Annotated in this window: 15 protein-coding genes; 10 read left to right on the forward strand and 5 right to left on the reverse strand. The window is 64.7% G+C overall.

Annotated elements, in window-relative coordinates; translation table 11 throughout:
• Nucleotides 1-14: 14 nt before the first annotated feature.
• The 5 genes from H5T74_10020 to H5T74_10040 all read right to left on the reverse strand — a co-directional run bounded on the left by H5T74_10020 (nt 15) and on the right by H5T74_10040 (nt 9,739).
• Nucleotides 15-854 carry a hypothetical protein gene (locus H5T74_10020; GenBank protein ID MBC7230710.1) on the reverse strand — a complete coding sequence of 280 codons (840 nt, stop codon included), beginning with the start codon at nt 852-854 and terminating at the stop codon, nt 15-17.
• Between the two features lie 259 nt (nt 855-1,113).
• Nucleotides 1,114-5,634, reverse strand: a complete 4,521-nt coding sequence (locus H5T74_10025; GenBank protein MBC7230711.1) for a hypothetical protein — start codon at nt 5,632-5,634, stop codon at nt 1,114-1,116.
• A 1,014-nt stretch (nt 5,635-6,648) separates the two neighbouring features.
• Complete coding sequence (locus H5T74_10030) at nt 6,649-7,350, reverse strand: hypothetical protein (GenBank protein ID MBC7230712.1); 702 nt, start codon at nt 7,348-7,350, stop codon at nt 6,649-6,651.
• A gap of 303 nt (nt 7,351-7,653) precedes the next feature.
• Nucleotides 7,654-8,799 (reverse strand): PQQ-binding-like beta-propeller repeat protein, encoded by a 1,146-nt coding sequence (locus H5T74_10035; GenBank protein MBC7230713.1) that lies wholly within the window; start codon nt 8,797-8,799, stop codon nt 7,654-7,656.
• Between the two features lie 184 nt (nt 8,800-8,983).
• The gene (locus H5T74_10040; GenBank protein ID MBC7230714.1) at nt 8,984-9,739 is read right to left on the reverse strand and encodes a hypothetical protein; all 756 of its coding nucleotides are present in this window, start codon (nt 9,737-9,739) and stop codon (nt 8,984-8,986) included.
• 963 nt (nt 9,740-10,702) lie between these two features.
• On the opposite strand from H5T74_10040, the gene H5T74_10045 reads away from it, so the two are divergent.
• The 10 genes from H5T74_10045 to H5T74_10090 all read left to right on the forward strand — a co-directional run bounded on the left by H5T74_10045 (nt 10,703) and on the right by H5T74_10090 (nt 19,861).
• Nucleotides 10,703-11,347: a hypothetical protein gene (locus H5T74_10045; protein MBC7230715.1), complete on the forward strand. Its 645-nt coding sequence runs from the start codon at nt 10,703-10,705 to the stop codon at nt 11,345-11,347.
• 474 nt (nt 11,348-11,821) lie between these two features.
• Entirely contained in the window at nt 11,822-13,066 is a 1,245-nt protein-coding gene (locus tag H5T74_10050; protein MBC7230716.1) for a CpaF family protein, read from the forward strand.
• On the forward strand, nt 13,063-13,926 hold the full coding sequence (locus H5T74_10055) for a type II secretion system F family protein (GenBank protein MBC7230717.1): 864 nt from the start codon (nt 13,063-13,065) through the stop codon (nt 13,924-13,926). The genes H5T74_10050 and H5T74_10055 overlap by 4 nt, the downstream gene beginning before the upstream one ends.
• Entirely contained in the window at nt 13,927-14,778 is an 852-nt protein-coding gene (locus H5T74_10060; protein MBC7230718.1) for a type II secretion system F family protein, read from the forward strand. It begins immediately after the preceding gene.
• A 16-nt stretch (nt 14,779-14,794) separates the two neighbouring features.
• Nucleotides 14,795-14,983 carry a DUF4244 domain-containing protein gene (locus H5T74_10065; GenBank protein MBC7230719.1) on the forward strand — a complete coding sequence of 63 codons (189 nt, stop codon included), beginning with the start codon at nt 14,795-14,797 and terminating at the stop codon, nt 14,981-14,983.
• Between the two features lie 27 nt (nt 14,984-15,010).
• Nucleotides 15,011-15,460 carry a prepilin peptidase gene (locus H5T74_10070; protein MBC7230720.1) on the forward strand — a complete coding sequence of 150 codons (450 nt, stop codon included), beginning with the start codon at nt 15,011-15,013 and terminating at the stop codon, nt 15,458-15,460.
• Between the two features lie 60 nt (nt 15,461-15,520).
• Nucleotides 15,521-18,037 carry a primosomal protein N' gene (gene priA, locus H5T74_10075; protein ID MBC7230721.1) on the forward strand — a complete coding sequence of 839 codons (2,517 nt, stop codon included), beginning with the start codon at nt 15,521-15,523 and terminating at the stop codon, nt 18,035-18,037.
• Between the two features lie 207 nt (nt 18,038-18,244).
• On the forward strand, nt 18,245-18,856 hold the full coding sequence (locus H5T74_10080; protein MBC7230722.1) for a small multi-drug export protein: 612 nt from the start codon (nt 18,245-18,247) through the stop codon (nt 18,854-18,856).
• 195 nt (nt 18,857-19,051) lie between these two features.
• The gene (locus tag H5T74_10085) at nt 19,052-19,240 is read left to right on the forward strand and encodes a hypothetical protein (GenBank protein ID MBC7230723.1); all 189 of its coding nucleotides are present in this window, start codon (nt 19,052-19,054) and stop codon (nt 19,238-19,240) included.
• Nucleotides 19,241-19,384: 144 nt separating this feature from the next.
• Nucleotides 19,385-19,861: a YbaK/EbsC family protein gene (locus tag H5T74_10090; protein ID MBC7230724.1), complete on the forward strand. Its 477-nt coding sequence runs from the start codon at nt 19,385-19,387 to the stop codon at nt 19,859-19,861.
• Nucleotides 19,862-19,871 lie beyond the last annotated feature (10 nt).

Below are 19,871 nucleotides of genomic sequence, written 5' to 3' on the forward strand. Positions count from 1 at the left end.
GAAAGGCTGCGGCATCACCCGGAATTCTCCAGGTAAAGCCGGTTTATCTCCAGCTCGACGCGCTCCATCAGAGGGTCTATACCCGCCACCTTGAGCTTACTGGATAAGCCCTCAACGAGAGAAGGATAGGTGGACAGGAGCTGCTGGAAGAGCAGGAAGTCCGGATTGTGTTCGACATCGACGTTGGGGATCAGGCCTTGGGTGACGGCGATGAGGTCGTCGACCAGCTTGCCCAGTACACCCAAGAGCTGCTCGAAATAATCCCTGTACTCGCGGAGAAGGGGTGGGGGCGCCAGCCGCTCCAGCGACGAGAGCGATTCCGCAAGGGCGGCATCGAGCCTCTGCAGGCGCCCCATGAACTCGACATCGCTGCGGGGCGCTTCCAGCTGCGTGACCGAGGCCTCCTCGCGCAGGATGGGCTCCAGGGCGAGCAGGATCTCCTCCAGCCCGCCGTATACCACCTCCAGCTCGCCCACCGCTTCCCCCATGGCGGAGGCGTATTCCTCCACAACCCTTCCCAGCTCCTCTAGCTCGCCCGGATACGCGAGAGTTAAAAGCTCGTCCATGCTTGCCCTCAGTTCCGCGCAGGCGGTCCGTCCGGCTTCGATCCCCGCCCGTACATCTTGGAGGAAGGCGGCGTTCTCGAAATCGAACCTCTCCAGGCAGCCCATGAAAGCGGTGGTCTCGGCCAGGCGCGAGGATCCCCGGCGGAAGGAATCGTCGATCCGCTCCACATCTTCGCGCGTTACCGTGTCCCTTGCGCAACCCGCCGTGGCGAGAGACACGCCGGCCAGGACCAGCAAGGCCAGGGCCGGCATAGCCGTCCTCTTCCACTTCCGTCTCATCGCGCTCACAGGGAATCCTCCCCCTTACCCCCCGGTTCCTGCTGGGGCCAGGCCTTGGATCTTGAACTCCTGCCCAATGTCTACCATATATCTTGCCGTGCTTGCAGCGCGACCCGTCCCGCCGGCCCGTGCCGGCTTCTGCGGCCGGCCCTCGTGGTTGGGTCCAAATCTGTACCATTTTATGGTATTAGATTCAAGATTCAAGACCTGACCCCATAAAGAGGGCCGGCCCTTTCGAGCCGGCCTCCGTGCGAAGCTGTGACCGCGCTCAGTACGGGTCCCCTCCGTTGGCATCCCAGACGAACCCCTCGATCTTCCCGGCGATGTGATGGCCGAGGCCCAGCACGTTCAGGTCGGAGTGGAGATGCAGGATGAACTGGTCGAAGAAGGTGATCGGAGCCGAGTCGTTGTCCGGATCCACCCCGGTGGCGTTGAGGGCGTTGACCAGCGCCTGGCCGCGGGCGTTGTTGTTGGGCCCACCCAAGTTGATGATGAGGTTGGTGAGGAAGGTGCCGTTGGAGGCGATGGCCCCCGCCAGCACGTTGGTGTCCAGGGCGCCGATGAGGTTGGTGAGGAAGGTGCCGTTGGCGTTGATGGCGCCCGCCAGCACGTTGGCATTGAGGTTGGATATCAGATTGGTGAGGAAGGTCTGGTTGGTGTTGACAGCGCCTGCGATGACCGTGGGCGACAGGTTGGCCAGCAGGTTGTTGAGGAAAGCCCCGTTGGAGTTGATCACCCCCGCCAACGTGGCCGCGTTCAGGTTGGACACCAGGTTGGTCACGAAGGTCTGGTTGTTGTTGACGATGTATGCGACCTGTACCGGGTTCAGCCTGGACACCACGTCCGTAAGCCAGTTCCTCACCGAGTTGGAGTTGAGCACGTTGGCAAGGACCTGGGAGTTCAGGTTGGTGAGCAGGGTGGTGAGGAAAGCCTCGTTGGCGTTCACGGCGTTAGCCAACACGCTCGGCGACAGATTGGTGACCATGTTGGTGACGAAGGTCTGGTTGTTGTTCACCGCCCCCGCGATTACGGAGGCATCCAGGTAGCTGACCAGGCTGTTTATGAAGGCACCGTTGGCGTTGACGGCAGCCGCCAGCACCTGGGGGTTGAGCGTACCGATGAGGGTGGTGACGAATCCCTGATTGGCGTTGACGGCCGCCGCTACCACCGTGGGGTTGAGCGCCCCGATGAGGTTGGTGAGAAAGGTGCCGTTGGCGTTGACGGCAGCCGCCACCACGTTGGGATCCAAGGCGCCCACCAGGGAGGTCACGAAGGCACCGTTGGCGTTGATGGCGTTGGCCAGCACCACGGGGTTTAGGTGCTGGATAAGGCCGTTGATGAAGGTGCCGTTGGCGTTGACGGCAGCCGCCAGCACCTGGGGGTTGAGGTTGGCAAGGAGCTCCTGGACGAAGGAGCCGCTGTTGTTCAAGCCTCTGGCCGTGGCCCTTGCGGTGTTGGGGTCGAGGCCTGGCAGCAGGTTCTCGATCAGGGTGTTGCCAACCCCGAGGGCCGAGTTGTTGTTCACCGCCGTGGCGATGACCGCGGGGTTGAGGTTGTCCAGGACCGCCTGGAGAAGCGGCGCGTTGGCGTTGATGCCCGCGGCGGCTGCCTGCCCCGTTCCGGCGTTCAGGCCGGTGATAAGCCCGGTGGTGAGCGACGGGTTATCGTTGACCACACCCGCCAGCGTGCCCGCGTTGAGCCGCCCCGCCAGGTCGGACAGCCAGGCGCCGTTGTTGTTCACAATATTGGCAAGGTTCTGCGTGTTGAGCTGGGGCAGCAGGGCGTTGAGGAACGCTGCCGTTTCGGGCAGGTTGGCGAGATTTGCGATCGAACCCACGGCGTTCAACCGCAGGTCATCTAAGAGATCGCCCACCCAGGCGGGATCCAGGTTGTTGACGATGTCCACCACCATGCCGGTGTTGAGGTTGGAGATGAGATCGCCCACGAAGTCGCCGTTGTTGTTGAGTACTCCCGCCAGGATGGTCGGGTCGAGGTAGCCGATGAGGGCGTCCACGAAGGCGGTGAACTGCGGCGAGTTGGCGATGTTGCCTATCACTCCCAGGGTGGTGGCGTTGTTGAGGGCGGCGAAGAGCTGGGAGGTCCAGGCGGGATCCAGGTTGTTGACGATGTCCACCACCATGCCGGTGTTGAGGTTGGAGATGAGATCGCCCACGAAGTCGCCGTTGTTGTTGAGTACTCCCGCCAGGATGGTCGGGTCGAGGTAGCCGATGAGGGCGTCCACGAAGGCGGTGAACTGCGGCGAGTTGGCGATGTTGCCTATCACTCCCAGGGTGGTGGCGTTGTTGAGGGCGGCGAAGAGCTGGGAGGTCCAGGCGGGATCCAGGTTGTTGACGATGTCCACCACCATGCCGGTGTTGAGGTTGGAGATGAGATCGCCCACCCAGGCGCCGTTTGCATTTACTATATCCGCGATAGCCTCGGGGTCCAGGAGGGGAAGCAACCTATTGAGGAAATCTATGGTGTTGGGGTGGTTGACCATGGTGGCCACGATGTGCTCATCCAGGCCCGGCATGAGGGAACCCAGGAACCAGGGGCCGATGTCGACGAGCAGGCTGTTGACGGTTGCGGGGGTTATCCCCGAGACCAGGTCTCCCACCCAGTTCCAGTTGGTGTTCATGATCCCCGCGAGGGCAGAGGCGTCGAGCTGGGGCAGCAGCGCGTTGATGAAGGCGATGGTCGCCGGGTCGTTGGCGATGCCCGCGATGGCCCCGGTGTTCAGGTTGGGCAGGAGTGTCCCGGTGATCCAGGGCCTGAGGTCGGAGATCATGGTGTTCACCGTGGCGGGGGTAATCCCCGATACCAGATCGGCCACCCAGCCCCCGTTGCCGTTGACGATGCCCGCGAGGGCAGAGGCGTCGAGCTGGGGCAGCAGCGCGTTGATGAAGGCGATGGTCGCCGGGTCGTTGGCGATGCCCGCGATGGCCCCGGTGTTCAGGTTGGGCAGGAGTGTCCCGGTGATCCAGGGCCTGAGGTCGGAGATCATGGTGTTCACCGTGGCGGGGGTAATCCCCGATACCAGATCGGCCACCCAGCCCCCGTTGCCGTTGACGATGCCCGCGAGGGCAGAGGCGTCGAGCTGGGGCAGCAGCGCGTTGATGAAGGCGATGGTCGCCGGGTCGTTGGCGATGCCCGCGATGGCCCCGGTGTTCAGGTTGGATATCAGCCCCACAACCCATGAGGGGTTACCGTTGACGACGTCAGCGATGGTTTCAGGAGAAAGCGCTCCCACGAAGTCCACCAGGAAGGCGGAGTTGTTGTCGATGATCGCTCCCAGCTGCGCGCCGTCCAGCTCCCCGATGAGGGCGTTGATCCAGGCGGCGTTGTCGGAGACCGCGCCCGCCACCACCGAGGGGTCGAGCTTGCCCAGGAGCTGGGTGATCCAGGCTTGGTTGCCGTTTACGATGTCGGCCACGGTATCGGTGGAAAGCGCTCCCACGAAGTCCACCAGGAAGGCGGAGTTGTTGTCGATGATCGCTCCCAGCTGCGCGCCGTCCAGCTCCCCGATGAGGGCGTTGATCCAGGCGGCGTTGTCGGAGACCGCGCCCGCCACCACCGAGGGGTCGAGCTTGCCCAGGAGCTGGGTGATCCAGGCTTGGTTGCCGTTTACGATGTCGGCCACGGTATCGGTGGAAAGCGCTCCCACGAAGTCCACCAGGAAGGCGGAGTTGTTGTCGATGATCGCTCCCAGCTGCGCGCCGTCCAACTCCCCGATGAGGGCGTTGATCCAGGCGGCGTTGTCGGAGACCGCGCCCGCCACCATACCGGGATCCAAGTAGCTGAGCAGGGAACTCACGAAACCGGCGTTGGCGTTGATGGAGCCGGCGATGGAGGACGGATTGAGGAAGCCGATCAGCGAGGTGACGAACTTCTGATTGTTGATTATCGAAGCGATGAAAGACGGCTCGAGCATCCCCACCACGTCAAATACCAGTTCCTGGTTGTTGTTGAGGACGTCGGCGATGACCGCCGGATCGAGGTAACCGAGCACGTCCACGAGAAAACGGCCGTTGGCGTTGACGGCGCCCGCGAGCACCCGGGCGTCAAGCAGCCCCATCACCATGGTGAGGAAACGTCCGTTGTCGTTGACGGCCATGGCGGCGACGCAAGGATCGATCAACCCCAGCAGTCGAGAGAGCAAGCTCGGATTCTCGTTCACCGCGCGGGCCAGCACCGCGGGTTCCAGCAACCCCGCCACGCGGGTGATGAAAGTGCCGTTGTTGTTGATGACGCTGGCGATCACCACTGGGTCCAGGGAGCCTACCAGCTTGATGGCGAAATCGGCGTTGCTATTGACGATATAGGCAAGGGAGACGGGATCCAGATACTGCGCAACCTCCACGATGAACTGCGTGTTGTTGTTGACCACGTTGGCCACCACTTCGGGGTCGAGGTACTTGATCACCTCACCCAGGAAGGTCTGGTTCTCGTTGACGATGGAGGCCGCCGTCTTGGGGTCGAGGGCCGCGACCAGCTTGCATACGAAGTCCTCGTTCTCATTGATGGCCTGGGCCAGGAGGTCGACCTGGAGCAGGGGGAGGAGCTCCGCGACCAGATCGGGGTTCTCGTTAAGGGCCTGGGCGACCTCCATGGGGTCGAGGCTGCCCATGAAGTTCACCAGGATATCCTTGGAGTTGAACAGCTTTCCCAACATCGGCCCCATGGGGCTTCGCGCAGGTAAGGCCATCACGCCCCCGAAGGCGAACAGGCCCACCAGCAGGATGATCACCACGAGGTTCACCGCTTTCTGGATGTTCCTGTTGAGAAGCATCTCCATCTCCCCCTTGCTCCCTTGCTCCTGGATACGTCCTAAATCCCTGAAAATGCCAGAACCTGTGATCGCCCCCATGGGTACCGCGCCCCGGGCCGAAAGGCCGGCGACGAGCCATATCCCATCTCCAGCGGGCTTCCATCATCTTTCACGTGGGAAAGACCCGGGGGCGCATGCTCACGGCCGTGTATCGGGCTTCTCCAAGTCCTCCAGGCTCCGCCAGCCACGCTCCGTCCGGCATGCGAGTGGGACCGGTCGCCCCGGAGGCCTGGATAGTCCGGGCCGCCTCCGCTTTTCCCGTAGAGGCTGTATGGCATGACGATACGATCGGCAGGGCATGAAACGGCATGTAGGGCTGCGCTGTCCGGCAGACGAGGTCAAAGAAAGGCCCGGTCAGGAGGGATTCTTTACGAAAGCGCAGATAACGGCACTGCGCGCATGCGAACCAGCCTTTCCCTGCTTCCCTTGGTGGCAGCACAGGATGGAACGCGCCGAAACCTGAGGCCGGCCCTGCGTTTGTTTTTGCGACCCCTCTCATCCTTGTCTGCATACAGGGCTCTTTCTCTTGCCGCGCTCTTACCTGCTTAGATCTTTATGGCATTCACTCCTTCGCGATACACGTCGCTCAGGTCATTGTCTCCGGGTCGGCGGAATCTTCACCTTGCCGCGACTCCGCCGAACTCCAGCCATCTTTCGCGCTGATTCACTCCTATATATCGGGCAGCAGGGGTGGTTTTTTCACACAAGAGGGTGAATTTTATAGAAATCGTAACATCTCCGTCACACCTATGTAACATCACCGGTAACATATACGCTAAGGGTGACAGGTACGTACGTAAAATGCATAAAATGTTATGCATTTTACGGCTTGCACCCCGGGATGCATGCGCGCTGCGCGTCCGCCCCCCGCCATTCCCTTCCCGGCGCCCCACTCGCCGGTCGACGCACCGCCCGAACGCGTCGATCATCTCAAGGCCGCCGTCAATGCCTCCGTCTTTCCCGCTTCCGGGCCCATCACACCGGCGGGGTGATGGAGATGGGCTGGTTGATGCTGCTCAGGGTGGTGACGATGCGAATGTCGCCGTATCCTATCTTGTCGGTGATCAGGGCGTTGTTCACCACCGCCTCATACTTGACCCGGTAGCCGCTGTCCTTCTCCACCCACACGTCGACCTTCCCCCCGGTATTCGATGCAAGCTGTTCCGCCTGCACGTTCTTGAAGAGGGAGGAGACCTCGTTGGGGGAAAGGGTGAAGGAGAGATGGTAGGCATCGACGCCGCCGATCTTCTCCAGACCGAGGTTCTGCGAGGATGAAGCCACCTCCGGAAGGCGCGAAAAGCCTTCGAGCTGTTCCGAGGCCGCGCTGCCGCTTATGGTCGCCGGCTGTTCCTTCCACTCCTCGCTGCCAGCGCTGCGCACGTACTGTTTACCTCCCACTACGATGATCTCGCTGAAGCTCTGCCCGAAGATGGCACTGGTGGAGTGGACGTTGTTCCCGCTCACGTCGATGGAGGTGGTCTGGATCTGGCCTCCGCCGAACTTCGTGTTCTGGTAATATATGGCTACTTCCATGTGCAGGGAGGTGATGTTCTTCTCCGCCGCCTCACTCTTCTCCCAGAGCTCCTGCACCCCGGGCTCCCCCTTGCCGCAACCCGCTAGGGCCACCGCCGTGCAGGCCACCACCAGTCCCGTGACCAGCGAAACCCATATCTTCATCTGCCCGGCCTTCATCATGCTCACCCCTTTATCGTCTAGGCCCGACCATACTCCGTACGGTACATCATCTTCCCATATCGGTGTTTCGGCCTCCGACTTTACCTCCAACCGCTCCCTAGGGTGCCGCTCCGGGGCCCACCTTCGCGTCCCGGGCCCCGCATCCAGCCTCCGGTCGCCCCCCTCTTTCCCGCTTTTCCATTCCGCTCCCTTTACCGCCGCCCATCGCGCCCCGGACCGCCATTCCTGCGGAGGAGCCGGAGAGCGCCCGGGCAGCACGGGGAGCTCTCCCACGTTTTGATTATTCTACTCTCCGTAGCAGTAGACCTTGCGGTTCTGGGCGCCTATCAGCAACCGCTCCTCCGTCAGGGTCAAGGTCTGCGGCAGCACGCCCGGCAGCTCGAGATCGAAGCTGGGGGTGCCCGAATCCACGGAAAGCGCCCTGAGCTGGTCCCGGCCGCAGAGATAAGCATCCTTGTTGCTGGCATAGAGCCGAGTCCGGGCGGAGGTCTCTCCGGAGGCGGCGTCCCAGAGTCTGTCTCCCGTCCTCGCGTCCAGGGCCAGGGTACTAGACAGCAGCCCTTCCCCTCCGATCACCACCAACACCTGGCTGCCCCTCAACGCCAGGTCGGATATCACCGTGGGACCGGTCTCGTATTCCCACAGCAACTTCCCGCTCTGTGCGTCTAGGCAGAAGATCTCGAACTCCGTCGCCAGGAAGACCCTGCCGCCGTCCGCGGCGGGGCAGGCCACGGGGACGGCATGCGACTGGAAGGTCCACACCAGGCGACCGCTCCCCGACTCGAGGGCGAAGAGATCGCCCTCGTAAGATACCCCGAAGACCTGTCCCTCATAGACACATGGCGATACCTCCACGGGCCCGGCCGCCCCGAAAGACCAGCGCTTCTTGCCGCTGGCCATGTCCAGGCAGTAGAGGTGGGCGTCAACGGATCCGAAATAGACTCCGTCCCCCTCGGGAATGGGGGTAGAGGGGACTGAGCCGCCCACCTCCGCCTCCCACACCGGTTTGCCTCCGGAGGAGACCAGTCGGACCCTGCCGTCCGAGGTGGCCACCAGGATGCCCCGCTCGCAGACCGCCGGCATGCAGGACACGCCTCCTTCCGCGTCATGCCTCCACAGCGGGCGTCCGGTTTCCAGGTCCAGGCAGTAAAGTAGCCCTCTCCTGCATGCGGCGTACACCCGCCCCGCCGCTACCGCGGGGGGGCCGGCGGGCTCATCTTCCAGCCTCGTGCTCCAGAGCTCCCTCAGCCTGCCCTCGGGAGCGAGGGGGAGGTAGGAGAGGTGAGCGGGGTTTCCTCCCGGCATGGGCCAGACCCCTGCGCCCGGCGCTGTCCTCTTTCCCTCGGAGCGCAGGGTGAGCGGCAGGATCACCGCCAGCGCCGCAACGCCGGCCACGCAGGCCGCTATGAATATCCATCGCCTGGCGTTCATGGCGACACTTCCTCCGAGCAGCATCCCCTCAGCGGGGTGACGGGTATCCCCCAGCTCCAACGGGTCCCGTGTTTGCCTCATGTAAAGGGCTGGATGGTCTTCTCTTGCCGCCGAGCGAAGCCCAGTGGCGCGACGCCGGGGCTCGTCTTTGGCGTCCGTAATACCGCGCCCCCATGTGCATCCTCTAAAAGGGCGGCTCGATCTCCACCGGCTCATTGACGCCGCTGATGTTCACCACGAACCTTATATCGCCCTTGCCGATCTTCTCCGGGATGATGACCTCGCGGATGACTATCTCGTAGCGCAGGAGATAATATTCGTCGCTGTCGATCCACACCTCCACCTCTCCTCCCTTGTTGGCGCTGAAATCGAAGGAGGGCTGGCTGGAAAAGATGGACTTCACGGCCTCGGGACCGAGGAGGAAACGGAAGCGTTCCGCCTCCTCGCCGCCGATGGTCTCGGTGCCCAGGTGGGACTGGGATTCCGCCAGGGAGGGTAGTTCCAGGAACTGGGAGGAGTACTCCCTGGCCGCGTCAGACGAGGCGTCCGGCGTCACCTCCTCCCAAGTCCCGGTGGACATGTTCCGGTTATACTGCTTCCCCCCCACGCGCTTGTACTCGAAATAGACCTGGCCGAGGAGGAGATCCTGTTCGTGAAGGTCGTCCCCGTTGACGTCGATGATGATGCTCTGAATCTGCCCGCTGCCGTACTGCGTGTTCTCGTAATAGCTAGCGATCTCCATGTGCCAGGAACGGATCTCGCTGTCGGCCTCCTGCGCCCGGGACCAGAGCTCCTCTATGGTCATCTCGCCCGCGCCCTTCTCCGCCTCTTCCCCAGCCCCGCATCCCGCCAGAGAAGCGAGGCCTACGGTCGCTAGCGCAATGAGGACGGGCAAGATGGCCATATAACCGACGCCGCGCCTGCCGCCCCACAACCTCATGCCGTCTCCGCCTTCCCTCGCACCCTTTCCGTGTTTCGTCCCGAATCGCCGCGGGCTCACGCCCTTTGTAACATAGCAAACCGAATCATTTCAAACCGGATGTCCGCCCGCATCTCCGCCGTGCCACCCGGACCTGCTCTCGTCTATGAGCGGTGACCGTTATTAGCTGACGCGCGCCGCGGGACGGGGGTTCCCGGCTCGTCGTCGTAGGGGGGCGGTGAAGTCGCCATTTCCGGCCGGAAGCGTTCCTGACGCCCATCCACTCATGGTATATGTTATATATATTGACTAATATTACTAACTGTATTATATTACGCATCAGGAGGTGGTATGGAGATGATAATGACAGCCGTGGCCCTAAGCGCCGGGGAGGAAGTCCCCGGCATAATAGCGGTCCTGGAGAGACATCCCTCAGTGGAACTGTGCGGGATCTCTCGCTCCGTCGGCGATCTTTTCCGACTCCTTACCCGTTTCGCGCCCTCACTTCTCATCGCCTCGCCTGGCATCCTGGAGGAAGTCGTCCAGGAAGGCCTGACGGGCGAGGGGGCACACCACATGAGCGACCCGGTCACCTTTCTGCTACGGGAGGGGAGAGGGACAGAGGAGGGCGTCGGCCTGGAAAGGATCATGCAGCTCCCCGTGAGGATCGCCGGACTGGTCGAGCGGGAATGCGACGAAAGGGAGATTGACCGTGTTTTTCAATATATTAAAGCTAAACTAGAGATATATAATTGCGCCTGTGACTCACATACTTCAAGGAATACCAACGGCTCCGAAGGCGGCTTTTTAGTCTTTTCAGGCTGCAAGGGAGGCGTAGGCACCACCCTCCTCTCATGCTCTTTCGCGGCGGTCGCCGCCTCGGGTTCAAGGCGCGTGCTTCTTATGGAGATGGGCGGGAACCATTCCCAACTTACATATATTAAATCTAATGTTGAGGGTAAGACATTATACGAATTATCCCCCATGGCCGAGGAGGTCTCGTGGGACCTCCTGCGTATCTCCCTCTTTCGCCACCCGTGCGGGTTCTATCTACTTCCAACGGGCCGGCGGAACGCAGGCGGCAAGGGGGTAGCATCCCGGAATGCGGCACCTCTCCTGCGCAACCTGCTCTTTCTCTTCGACGTGGTGGTCATGGACCTCCGGGATCCCTGGAGCGGTGATCTCTCCCTCGTCAACCCCTTCTCTCCGCTGATCCATCTGGTCACCCTTCCCGACGTCCTGTCCGCGGCATGCGCGCGTGACGCCGCCGAGCTGCTTCGCCGCACCGGGATGGACATGTCCCGCCTGCGGCTGCTGGTCAACCGCAGAAGCGGAAACCACCTGCTGGGCCTGGAAGAGATCTCGCGTGCTACCGGGCTGGGGATCGCGGCCGTGCTTCCCGAGGACCCCCGCTCCGGTCTTGATTTCGCCGAGCTCGGAGAGGTCCCCCGCCCCGAGTCGCCCCTGGGGAGAGCGGTCGCGTCCCTGGCCGCAGGCCTGGGACTCGCCTCCACGGGACACGCGGGGACCATGGCCGACGGGCGTTCCCGCCGGAAAGGCAGGTTTCGCGGCAACGGGCCCCCGGTCAAGGTGAGGGGAGCGACGCATGGGTGGTCGGCGGAAGCCTAGCGCTCACGGGCCGGCCGTGCCCGCCGCGAGGGGCGCGCGGCCCGGAGAGGGAGATGACCGGGGAGGACGGAGATGAGAGAGGCTTAAGCGCGGCATGTCGCCCGGCGAGCGGTCGAGGGGCACCCCCGCGAGGGGCGCGCGGCCCGGAGAGGGAGATGACCGGGGAGGACGGAGATGAGAGAGGCGTATGTTCGACTGAAAGAGAAGGTCAAGGAGAGGTTGCCCCAGGGTGAGTTCTCGCCCCTTTCCGACCGCGGCTCCGAAGGCCTGAGGAGGGCGGTCCTGCGCGCGGCCCGGAGAGGGAGATGACCGGGGAGGACGGAGATGAGAGAGGCGTATGTTCGACTGAAAGAGAAGGTCAAGGAGAGGTTGCCCCAGGGTGAGTTCTCGCCCCTTTCCGACCGCGGCTCCGAAGGCCTGAGGAGGGCGGTCCTGCGCGCGGCCCGGAGAGGGAGATGACCGGGGAGGACGGAGATGAGAGAGGCGTATGTTCGACTGAAAGAGAAGGTCAAGGAGAGGTTGCCCCAGGGTGAGTTCTCGCCCCTTTCCGACCGCGGCTCCGAAGGCCTGAGGAGGGCGGTCCTGCGCGCGGCCCGCGAGGCGGCCTGGGAGGAAGGGCTGATCCTGGATCCAGCGGAGATGCAGGCAATGCTGGGGCGGTTGATAGACGACATACTCGGTCTCGGACCCCTGGAGTCCCTCATGCGCGACGAGGCCGTCACCGAGGTGATGGTAAACGGTCCGCGGTGCGTCTACATAGAAAAAGAGGGGCGCATCTATCCCTCGGATGTGGTCCTGGAGGGGGAGCAAGAGATCTACCGCATTATCGATCGTATAATCGGGCCCCTGGGGCTGCACGTGGACGAGGCCTCACCCTACGTCGATGCCCGCCTCCCCGACGGTTCCCGGGTGAACGTGGTGCTGCCCCCCCTCTCGCTCCTCGGTCCCGTGCTCACCATACGCAAGTTCCGCCGCTGCCCCTACACGGTGGAGGAGCTGACCGCGGCCGGCACCCTGACCCCTGCCCAGGCGGAGTTCCTCTCCCGCGCCGTGGCAGAGAGGAAAAACCTGGTAATCTCGGGAGGGGCGGGTACGGGCAAGACCACCCTGCTCAACGCGCTCTCCTCATGCATCGGCCGTGAGGAGCGTATCATCACCCTGGAGGACGCCGCCGAACTGCGCCTGCAACAACCGCACGTCATCCCCCTGGAGACCCGCCCTCCCAACCTCGAGGGAAAGGGAGAGGTGACCCTGAGGGACCTCCTCCGCAACGCCCTACGCATGCGCCCGGACCGCATCATCATCGGAGAGGTACGGGGCGCCGAGGCGCTCGACCTGCTGCAGGCCTTGAACACCGGCCACCGCGGATCCCTCACCACCGTGCACGCCAACTCCCCCCTTGACGCCCTCTCTCGGCTGGAGACCATGGCCCTCACCGCCGGGGTGGGCCTGCCCTCACACGCGGTCCGGGAGCAGATCCTCCAGGCCGTGGACGTCATGGTGCACATGGAGCGTACCGCCGGAGGCGAGAGACGGGTGGCGGAGGTGGCGTGCATGGAACGCGAGGAGGGGTCACAGCCCCACCTGCGCCGCGTCACCCCGAGCGCCGTCGAGAGCCCGCGCGGAGAACCCGGGGGCTCCGGCACGGTAGCATCCCTGCCCCTTCGCGTGCCGCGAGAGGAGGTGACGGCGCCCCCCCTCGCGGCGCCGCGCCCGTGATCGTTCTCGCCCTTTCCCTCGCCCTCGCCGCCGCGTCCCTCGCCGCTTTCCTCGCCTGGCGCAAAGCCGGCAGGAGAGAACGGGCATGGAAAACCCTTTTCGGAAACACGGGGCCGGACGGGCCTTCCCCCACCTCCCTCCGTTCTTGCCTTCCCGACCTTGTCTCCGCGGCCGCCACGAGACGCGGAAGGTCAGCGCTCCTCGTCGCGGCGTCGGCGGCGGCCTTCCTCCTCACCCGCAATCCATTTCTCTCCGCCTCCGTGTGGCCGGGATACGTCGCCCTGCGACGCCTCACGACCAGAAGAAGGCGAGCGCGCTCCCTCGGCGCTCTCGAGGAGCAGACGCTGGAGCTCATCGACTCCCTCAACCAGTCGCTGCGCTCGGGGCTGTCCCTCTTGCAGGCCCTGGAGGCGAGCCGCGAGGACGTGGGCGCGGAGCTCGGCGCGGAGGTGGCGCTGATCCTGCGCGACGTAGGCATGGGCTCCGGGCTGGAGGAGTCGCTCATGCTGGCCGCCGGGCGCGTTCCCTCTTCCTCCCTGCGCCTGACCTTCACCATACTGGCGCTGCTGCACGGCAGGGGCGGTGACCTGCCCCGCATCCTCGAACGCCTCCGCAGGCGGGTACAGGAAGGCCTGGAAGTGAGGCGCGAGGCGAGGATGCTCACCTCCCAGAGCCGCGCCTCCGGCTACCTCGTCGCCTCCCTTCCGGCCGCTTTCCTGGCCCTCCAGGGCCTTCTCAATCCCCGATCCCTGAGCCCGCTGCTCACCACCCCCGCCGGTAACCTCATGGTGGCGGCAGCGGTGGCGCTCAACGCGGGGGCCTTCCTGGTCATCCGCAAGATGGTCAACCCGGGGGCTTAAATGGAGGCGCTCATCGCGTTCCTCGCGGCGATATCCGTGTTCTCGCTGTGCCTCCATCTCCTCCCGGGTCTTCACAGGCGGGCCTCGGCCCTTTCCCTTCTGGGGATGGAGGAGTCGGAGGGGGCGGAGGAGCGCCCCGCTGTACGGCCACTTCCTCTCTTACGGAGGGCGGTCACCCGACTGGGAGGCCTTCTGCCGGAAGCGCCCGCGTCCGAGACCACATCCCTGCTCCAGGAGTCGGGTACGGACTGGACGCCCTCCTTCCTGAGGGGGATACGCCTGGCTTCCGCCCTGGCCCTCGCGCTCCTCCCTCTCCCCCTCGGACCCGCATGCCTCCTCCTCTCCCCCTTCCTCGCCGCGGCCGCATACCACGCTCCGGTGGTCATGCTCAAACAGCGCGCGAAGAGGCGCGGGGAGGAGCTAGCCGCCGACCTCCCCGAGATCGTGGACCTCATGGCGGTGCTCTGTTTCGCGGGCGAGAGCCTGCACACCGCCCTACACCATTCGCTCCAGGCCTGCGCCCATCACACCACCCGCGCGGTCATGGAGGGAGTGGTGGAGCGCATGAGATTGGGGGAGAGCGCCTCCGAGGCCCTGCGCCGCGCCTCCGCGCACTCCGGGCGCGAGATGCGCCGTTTCTGCCGCACCCTGCTGAGGGCGGACGAGACCGGCGCCCCCATCGCCGACATACTGGAGGAGCTGGCGGTGGAGTTCAGGAACGGTAGGCGCGAGCGCGAGAGGACGCGCGCCGCCCGGGTCTCCATCTATATCCTCTTCCCGCTCGTCTTCATGATCCTGCCCTCCTTCCTTCTCCTGACCGTGGGGGGCATCATCCTCGGGAACACCATGTAGAGACGGCTGAAAGGAGGTGAGCCGGATGCGGCAGCTGGTGGAACTGGTCCGTGATGACAGCGCCCAGACCACCGCCGAATACGCCCTGGTGATACTGGGAGCCGCGGCGGTGGCGGGAGCCCTTATCGCCTGGGCGGGGGGCACCGACATCATCAAGAGCTTCTTTAACAAGATATTCCAGCAACTGATGAAGGCCCTGGGCTGATGGAGAACGGGAGAGGGGGTCGGTGAGATGGCCACCGCCAGGCTGGCGGCGCTCCTCGCCTTCGCCGCCGCGGCGAGTTATCACGACCTGCGCTACCGCAGGGTCCCCAACGCGCTAGTTCTCGCCTTCCTGGTAGGCGGGAGCGCCATACTGGCCTGCGGGGGATGGAGCGCGCTGGGCCGCGGCCTCCGGGGCATGCTCCTCGGTTTTCTCGTCCTGCTGCCCGCCTTCTTCCTGCGTATGGTGGGAGGGGGAGACGTGAAGTCCCTTGCCGTGATCGGCCTTCTCGCCGGTCCCTCTCTGCTATGGCCGGCCTTCCTCCTGGGAGCTGTGGCGGCGGGTATGGCGGGGGCCATGCTCATAGCCGCCCGCCGCCTGCGGCGCCGCAAGGGCAAGGGCGCGGGGGAGGGGCGGGCAGGCATCCCTTACGCGGCCTTCCTCTCCCTGTCCGCCGCGCTGTGCGCGCTGCTCTTCTGAATCCCCTGCGTCACGTCGCGGGAGGAAACCCGCGTCGGTTCCAGACTATATAATGGTCCCATGTCCGGCTTACGGGAAACGGAGACGGGAGCGGGGACCTACGTCAACGTCCTCATAGACGCGCCTGCGCGCCAGCTCGACCGTCCCTTCACCTACCTCGTGCCCTCGCACCTCGAGGGAAAGGTGGTCACGGGAAGCGTGGTGCTGGTCCCTCTGCTCAACACCCTTCAGGTGGGCTACGTCCTGGGTGCCTGCGAGCCTCCCGATCTCCCGAGGATCCGCGCCATCGAGGCCCTTGTGGACGAGCCCCCGGTCTTCGACGCGGAGATGGTGAGGCTCTGCGAATGGATCGCCGAGCGCTACCTGTGCTCGCTGTCGCAGGCCTTGCGTCTGGTGGTGCCGCCTGGCCGCTCCCGACGCGTGGTGGAGTTCATATCCCTCGCCGCGGATGCCGGGCATATCCTGGAAGATATTCCCTCTAGGGCCACGCGCCGCCGCGAGATCCTCCGCGCCCTGGCCGCGAGGGGAGGCGAACTCCCCCTTCCGGAGCTCAAGGAGACGCTGGGGGCCGGGTTCTCATCCCCGGCGCTGAAAGCCCTGCTGGACAGGGGGCTGGTGAAGCGCCGCTACGTTATCCCGCGGCCTCGGGTGTCGCGGGTCACCGTGCGCCTGGCGGAGATCACCGCCGCCGGCCGCTGCGCGCTCGAAGACCCCGATGCCGCCAGGCGAACCCCCGCCCGCCTGCGCCTCCTGGAGGTACTGCGGGACCATGGCGGTGTCCTCACCGTCAGCGAGCTGCAGCACCTGGCCAGGACCTCATCCGCCGTACTGCGGGAGGCGGAGGCGGCTGGGCTGGTCTCCATCCGCCACGAGGAGAGGTTGCGCGACCCTTTCGCCATGCGTTCCTTCCCCCCCGTAGAGCCCCATGAACTGAATCCCGAGCAGGAGGAGGCGCTGCGGGCCATCAAGGAGAGGATGGATGCTGGCGAGGGCGGGGTTTTCCTACTCCACGGCATCACCGGCAGCGGCAAGACGGAGGTCTATCTCCACGCCATCGAACATGCGATATCGCGTTCCCGCACCACTCTGGTGCTGGTCCCCGAGATCGCCCTCACCCCCCAGATGGTTCAACGCTTCAAGGGAAGGTTGGGGCGCGAGGTGGCGGTCCTCCACTCCCGTCTGGGGCTCGGCGAGCGTTACGACCAGTGGCGGGGCATCAGGGAGGGATATTACCGCGTGGTCATCGGGGCGCGTTCCGCCCTCTTTGCCCCTCTGCGCGACCTCGGCCTCATCGTCATCGACGAGGAGCACGAGTCCACCTACAAGGAGAACTCCGCGCCGCGTTACCATGCCCGGGAGGTGGCGGAGGAGAGGGCGCGCCTGAGCGGCGCCGTGCTGCTCCTGGGCAGCGCCACCCCTCTCCTGGAGAGCCGCCACGCAGCCGAAAAGGGCGCCTACGGATACCTTCTCCTGCCGCGCCGCGTGGATGACCGCCCCCTGCCGGGAGCGGAGATCGTGGACATGCGGGAGCTCAGCGTACCCGGTCTGCGCACCATCCTCTCACCCCGTCTGGTCAACGCGCTGGTGAGGGTACACGAGACGGGGGAACAGGCCATCCTCTTCCTCAACCGCCGCGGTTTCGCCCGTTTCCTTCAGTGCCACGACTGTGGCTATATCTTCCAGTGCCGTAACTGCTCCGTGAGCCTTTGCTTCCATGCCCGGGAGACCTACCTTCTCTGTCACCACTGCAACTGGAGCGTATCCGATCCCTTCGTCTGCCCGCAGTGCGGCAAGAACGTGGTGCGTTACGCGGGCATCGGCACGGAGCGCGTGGAGGAGGAACTGAGACGCCTGCTGCCGCAGATGAGCTGCATCCGCATGGACGCCGACACTACCCGCCGCAAGCACGCACACTGGGATCTGCTGGAGGATTTCAAGTCCCGCCGGGCGCAGGTGCTGCTGGGGACCCAGATGATCGCCAAGGGGCTCGACATACCCAACGTCACCCTGGTGGGGGTGATAAACGCCGACACCTCCCTGGGGTTGCCGGACTTCCGCGCAGGGGAGAGGACCTTCCAGCTTCTCACCCAGGTCAGCGGCAGGGCCGGCAGGGGGAGCCTCCCGGGCAGGGTCATCGTGCAGACCTTCAACCCCGAGCACTATGCCATCCGATCCGCCGTGCGCGGGGACGCCGAGGCCTTCTACCGCCAGGAGCTCGCCTTCCGGCGCGAGGCCATGTACCCCCCCTTCAGCCGCCTGGTCAATCTGGTGATCAGCTCGGAACGCGAGGAGCACGCCCGCGCCGCCGCGGCAGGCTTGGGGGAGATCCTGCGGCCCCTCATCCAGCCCCCGGAGGGAGAACTCCTGGGGCCGGCTCCCGCCCCGCTGGCGAAGCTCAAGGGGCGCTACCGCTACCACCTCACCCTCAAGACGCCGGTGCTGGAGAAGCTGGCGGGAAGGTTGAGAGATGCCCTTTCTGCCTATGATTCCTTCCGGCAGTCCTACTGTAGGGAGGCGGGCATCCCGCGCGAGGACCTCTCCCTCGCCGTGGACGTGGACCCCGTCACCCTCCTTTGAAAAAGGCTGTCTGTACGTGCCCTGACCGCGGAAAGGTAGAGGAGGAACATATCAATAGACATGTGGGCTGAGTGGAGATGCCGGCCAGGCGGAGATGATCATGACCGGGGGTCCGAGGTTAGCGGCGAGGCGGGTGAAGTGTTAAGATGGGGCGAAAATCATCGGATGACGCCGTGTGGATGACCCGCGGGAAAGGGAGGAGTCGCGATGGTAAGGTGGCTGGCATCTCTGCGGTGGAGGGCCACGGCTTTTATCGCCGTATCCTCCTGGTACGCGGGCATCCCGGTATGGGTGCGCACCGCGGCCATCGCCATGGTGCCCGTCTTCGAGCTGCGGGGCGCCATCCCCATCGCCTACCTGACCTGGAAGATGAACATCTGGCACACCTACCTCTGGGCGGTGGTCGGGAACATGATCCCGGTGCCTTTCATCCTCCTCCTGCTGGGCCCCGTCTCCAACTGGCTGCGCCGCCATTCCGGGCTCATGGACCGCTTCTTCACCTGGCTCTTCGCCCGCACGCGCAGGAAACACGGGAAGTCGTTCGAGCGCTGGAGGGACGTGGCGCTCTCCCTCTTCGTGGCCATTCCCCTTCCCGGCACCGGGGCATGGACGGGCGCGCTGGCCGCTTTCGTCTTCGACGTCCCCTTCTGGCCCGCCCTGGCCGCCATCCTCGCGGGGGTGCTCATCGCGGGGGTGGTGGTGAGCGTGGTGGTCTACGTCTTCTCCGCCATCCCCCTCTGGCTCACCCTGGTCTCGGCGGGGGCCATGCTTGCCCTCCTGGCCGGGATCTGGGCGTACGGTCGCCGCGATAAATCCTGAAGCCCGCGGACCGCAAGCCTCCGCGTCCATGTGGTGCATGTGGCGGGAAGTCCGGCACGACCATCGTGGAGACCAAGCCTCCGCGTCCATGTGGTGCATGTGATTATTTTCCCGGCGCAGGGGGTAAAACATCATCGTAGGGCTTGAGTCGCTGAGCGGACTCACAGGCGGGGCATGGACAAGGAGGGATCGCCCATGGCAAACAAGAAGCTGACCCGCAGCGAAGCGGGGAGAAAGGGCGGCAAGACCACGCTCAAGAGGTATGGCACCGGGTTCTACCAGGAGATCGGCAGGAAAGGCGGCCGCAAGGGCGGGCAGACCACCAAGGAACGGTACGGGACCAAGTTCTACCAGGAGATCGGCAGGAAAGGCGGCTTGAAGTAGGCCGTTCCCCGAGCCCGCACCCCGCGCCGCGGCACGAGAAAGGCAAGCCGCGGAGTGCTTCCTGTGCTATAATGCGCGCGTAGAGCCATCCTCCGGCCCCATGCCGCCGACAGGGCCGCGTCACCCGCGCCGGAGATAAAGCAGATGGAGGTCGCATTGCTCAGCAGCGTGGATGTCCATAATTTTCTCCAGAACGCCAACATCCCCCATGAGCTGAGCAGGATGCCCGAACCCACCCGCACCGCCGCCAGGGCCGCCGCGGTGCTCGGCCTGCAGCCGCACCAGGTGGTGAAAGCGGTGCTCTTCCTGGCAGACGGGAAGCCGGTCATGGCCCTGGTCCCGGGGAATGCCACCGTCGATTACTCCAAGCTCAAGGCGGAGCTCGGCGCCCGGCGGCTGCGCCTCCTCAACGCGGACGAGGTGCGCCAGCTCACCGGCTACCTCATCGGCTGCACGCCGCCCGTGGCCCTGAGGTCCGAGATGGCCACGTACATCGACCTGCAGGCCCTGCGTGAGGACGTGGTGTACACGGGCGGCGGCGAACCGGGGATGATCCTCAAGATACGTTCCTATGACCTGGTGAGGGCGGCTGACGCCGAGATCGCGGACATCATCCGCTGAGCGCCCGGGG

This window comes from Actinomycetota bacterium (assembly GCA_014360645.1).
In the GTDB taxonomy this organism is placed as follows: domain Bacteria; phylum Actinomycetota; class Geothermincolia; order Geothermincolales; family RBG-13-55-18; genus Solincola_B.